5 protein-coding genes are annotated in these 3,424 nt (G+C 45.9%); all 5 read right to left on the bottom strand.

The features are described from left to right. Nucleotides 1-760 (bottom strand): HD domain-containing protein (locus tag V7Z60_RS09340; protein WP_334117543.1); only part of this gene is annotated, 760 nt, incomplete at its 3' end. Between the two features lie 97 nt (nucleotides 761-857). Beyond that, the gene (locus V7Z60_RS09335; RefSeq protein ID WP_003698544.1) at nucleotides 858-1,184 is read right to left on the bottom strand and encodes a hypothetical protein; all 327 of its coding nucleotides are present in this window, start codon (nucleotides 1,182-1,184) and stop codon (nucleotides 858-860) included. Nucleotides 1,185-1,230: 46 nt separating this feature from the next. Continuing rightward, entirely contained in the window at nucleotides 1,231-1,983 is a 753-nt protein-coding gene (locus V7Z60_RS09330) for an RsmE family RNA methyltransferase (RefSeq protein ID WP_288552599.1), read from the bottom strand. After that, the gene (gene prmA, locus V7Z60_RS09325) at nucleotides 1,983-2,876 is read right to left on the bottom strand and encodes a 50S ribosomal protein L11 methyltransferase (protein ID WP_334117542.1); all 894 of its coding nucleotides are present in this window, start codon (nucleotides 2,874-2,876) and stop codon (nucleotides 1,983-1,985) included. The genes V7Z60_RS09330 and prmA overlap by 1 nt, the downstream gene beginning before the upstream one ends. A 14-nt stretch (nucleotides 2,877-2,890) precedes the next feature. Beyond that, nucleotides 2,891-3,382, bottom strand: coding sequence for a DUF3013 family protein (locus V7Z60_RS09320; RefSeq protein WP_334117541.1), 492 nt, complete (start codon nucleotides 3,380-3,382; stop codon nucleotides 2,891-2,893). Nucleotides 3,383-3,424: the final 42 nt, after the last annotated feature.

Raw genomic sequence — 3,424 nt, 5'->3', positions numbered from 1 at the left:
CGCGCATCTTGTGATAAATCGAATAGATGTGCTTTGGTCGTCCGTAGATTTCGCACTCCAAATGCAGATCAGCAATTGCTTCTTTGATCTCATTAATGGCTTCGTCGATATATTGAACGCGTTCTTCACGCTTTGAATTCATCAGATGAACGATGCGATAGTATTGCTGGGGATTAAGGTAGCGAAGAGAAATGTCTTCCAATTCCCATTTGATTGTGCTGATCCCGAGTCGATCTGCCAACGGCGCATAGATTTCAAGCGTTTCGTTGGCAATCCTTCTCTGCTTGTCGGGACGCAGATGCCCCAGCGTCCTCATGTTGTGGAGCCTGTCTGCAAGTTTGACGATAATCACGCGCAAATCCTTTGACATTGCCAAAAGCAGCTTGCGGTGATTTTCAGCCAGCTGTTCCTGATGCGATTTATAGCGAATCTTGCTGAGCTTGGTTACGCCGTCAACGATGACCTCGACGTCTTTTCCGAAAAGTTCGCCGACATCCCCCAAAGTAACGGGCGTGTCTTCGACAACGTCATGTAAAAAGCCTGCACTGACCGTTTCAGGATCCATTTTCAAATCTGCTAAAATTCCGGCAACCTGAATCGGATGAATAATGTAGGGTTCCCCAGATTTTCTGAATTGTTCTCGATGAACGTACGATGCAAAGTCGCAAGCCTTGCGAACCATTGCCACATGATCCTCATTCATGTATTTTTCGCACATTCCGATCACGTCCTGTGCACTCCAGATGTTTTCTTTTTCCATAACAACAACTCCTAGCAATCCCAATAAGATTTTAAAAAAGGCGGAACAACCGTGTCGTCCCGCCCGAGCAGGCAAGAAAACACTTCTTACCGCGGCTTCAGTCTTTCGTTATGCCGTATGCCGCAAAGCTCAAGCCAAGGTAAACAACCGTAAAGTATCTTGCGTATCCATCGAAGAAAAATCGATATCCGATAAGATACAATATCGGGAAAAACAGCAGTACCCAAAAATGCTCATTTGATTTTCCCGCATAAAGTCCGACAACAACGGCATAAACAACATAGATTCCAAATAAAATTATTCCGATTCGATGTACGTCGGTCGTATTTAAATACGTGAACAGGATCGGAACGACGAATGCAAAGGCTGTTGCAATCGCCAAATACCAGATGATGCGTTGAATACTGAGACTGCGATTTTCCATAACTGACCTCTCTTCGCAAAAATTAATTCGTTTATTGTCTACTATTTTACTCTAGTTCCAATGCAAATGAAAGAGCCGATAAAAAGTATAAAGGAGCCGTTTCCGCTCGCATGATCCTTGGGCCTAATCCGGCAAAAGAAAATCCTTTTTTCTTCAGCAGTTCGACTTCTTTGGGGCTTATTCCTCCTTCCGGGCCAAAAACGGCCGTGACTTTCTTCTTTTCACCGGTCTTAAGCACGTCGAAAACTTTGACCAGCATCCCTTTTTCACCGGCCTTGGCCGATTCTTCGTAGGCACAAAGTCCGACCGTGTCTTCATCCGGCAAAAGATCTTCCAAGCCGTCCAGATAAGAAACTTCAGGGATCGTCGTTCTGTGCGACTGTTCTGCCGCCGACTTGGCAATTTTTTGCAGGCGTTCCAATTTTTTGGCCTGCTTTTGCTTGGCCCAGCGCGCTACGGACCAGTCGCCGGCAAAAAAGACGATCTTTGAAACTCCCAGTTCCGTAGCTTTCATGACGATCAGATCCGTTTTGTCGTTTTTAGGCAATCCGCAAACGATCGTTGCTTCAACCGGAAGTTCGACCCGATGCTCAAAACGCTCGCATTCATGGGCAACCGCCTGCTTTTTGGCCGAATCGATCGTGACCAGCTCCATGACGTGAACGATTTTGTCCGGCGTCACGAGCTCAAACTTTGAGCCTGCTTTCATCCTCATGACAACGACGGCATGCTTGTAAACGTCTTCCGATAGATTCAATGTATTTCCGGAAAAATTCTGCTCTGAAAAATAGCGCTGCATTATTCTTCACCCTCGCCTGGCTTGTGCGCAACGATTGAAAACCAGTCTTTCATCCGTGAAATCTGATCGATGACAAAGCCTTCATTTTGCAATTTTTCTTCGATCAAATCGGCCTTGTCGCTGATGATGCCGGAAGTGATGAAGATTCCGCCGTCATTTAAGCAATTGAATGCTTGCGGAATGAGCGGAACGATGATTTCCGCCAGAATATTCGCGCAGATCAGGTCGACCTTTTCATCGACTCCGTTCAGCAGGTCATTTGTCGCAACGTGAATCTTCGATCTTTCTTCAGGATTGAGCTTCAGATTAACGTCGCAAGCCTTGATGGCTTCATCGTCAACGTCATAGGCCAACGCGTCCTTTGCGCCGAGCTTGCAGGCAGCAATGCTCAAAACACCGGAACCGGTACCGACGTCAATCATCTTTTCGCCGCCGCGAATCGTTGTCTCAAGTCCAAGCAAAGCAAGTCTTGTCGTCGGATGCGTGCCCGTTCCGAAAGCCTTGCCGGGATCAAGCAGAATCACCTGTTCGTCAGTGCTTTGAGGTACATATTCTTCCCAGCTCGGCACGATCGTCAGATAACGCGTCACTCTGACGGGATGATAGTACTTTTTCCAGGCGTCAACCCAGCTTGCGTCATCGTTTGTCCTTACGAAAACGTTCGCCTTGCCAGGATCCAAGCCGAAGTCTGCCAATCCCAAAACTTTTTGTTTCAAATCGCGCGAAAGCTCAACGACTGGTTTGCTTTCAGGAAAATAAGTAATAATCTTCAAATCGTCATTTCCGTTTTCATCATCAAACTGCACGCCGCCTGCACCGTTTTGCATCAAAATTTCAACGACTGCATCGCTTGCTTCAAGGGTCGTTTCAACGACCAGTTCTGTCCATTCCAAAATAATTCCTCCAGTTAGAATTTGGGATAACGCAAAGACTGTTTTGGATATTCAGACTCTGCATTTTTCAAAAGTCGGTCGAATTCTTCATCTGACCATTCGAGTTCAAAAATTTCATCTTCTTCGTCTTCAAAAAACTTCAAGAGATCTTTTGTCCCATTGTCCATGATTATCTGCAAATAGGTCAAAAAAGCCCTTCCGTAAGCAAGACTCCAGCCTTCCTTGCCGTCAAACGAAAGACAGGCCAAAAAATCATCCGCATCGTATCCTGCAAGGCCCTTTTTGCCGTCATAGATCAAAATCGCATCGCTGAATGCGATAATCGGTTCATCCGACAATATTCCGTCCGCATCTTCTATCTTCTGTCCTGCCTTGTTTTCGATGTAAAAAACCAGATCGACGACAAACGAATGACTCTTTTTGTCCCAGTCAAGCGAAACGTCGCCTTTGAAATCCAGAGCGTCCAACCCCTGTTTCAAAAATTCCAAAAGATCCTGCCGTGCCATAAAAACATCCCTTCTGCACATATAGATAGTTTAATGATACCT

It is taken from the genome of Ligilactobacillus sp. (assembly GCF_036846325.1).
Lineage (GTDB): Bacteria > Bacillota > Bacilli > Lactobacillales > Lactobacillaceae > Ligilactobacillus.
The sequence above is the reverse complement of the archived record's forward strand: the minus strand, read 5'-3'. Positions and strand labels throughout refer to the sequence as shown.

What these genes read in the sequence shown, in the direction of transcription:
- V7Z60_RS09335 (WP_003698544.1), bottom strand. Translation starts at nt 1,184, where the DNA reads ATGGAAAATCGCAGTCTCAGTATTCAACGCATCATCTGGTATTTGGCG.
- V7Z60_RS09330 (WP_288552599.1), bottom strand. Translation starts at nt 1,983, where the DNA reads ATGCAGCGCTATTTTTCAGAGCAGAATTTTTCCGGAAATACATTGAAT.
- V7Z60_RS09320 (WP_334117541.1), bottom strand. Translation starts at nt 3,382, where the DNA reads ATGGCACGGCAGGATCTTTTGGAATTTTTGAAACAGGGGTTGGACGCT.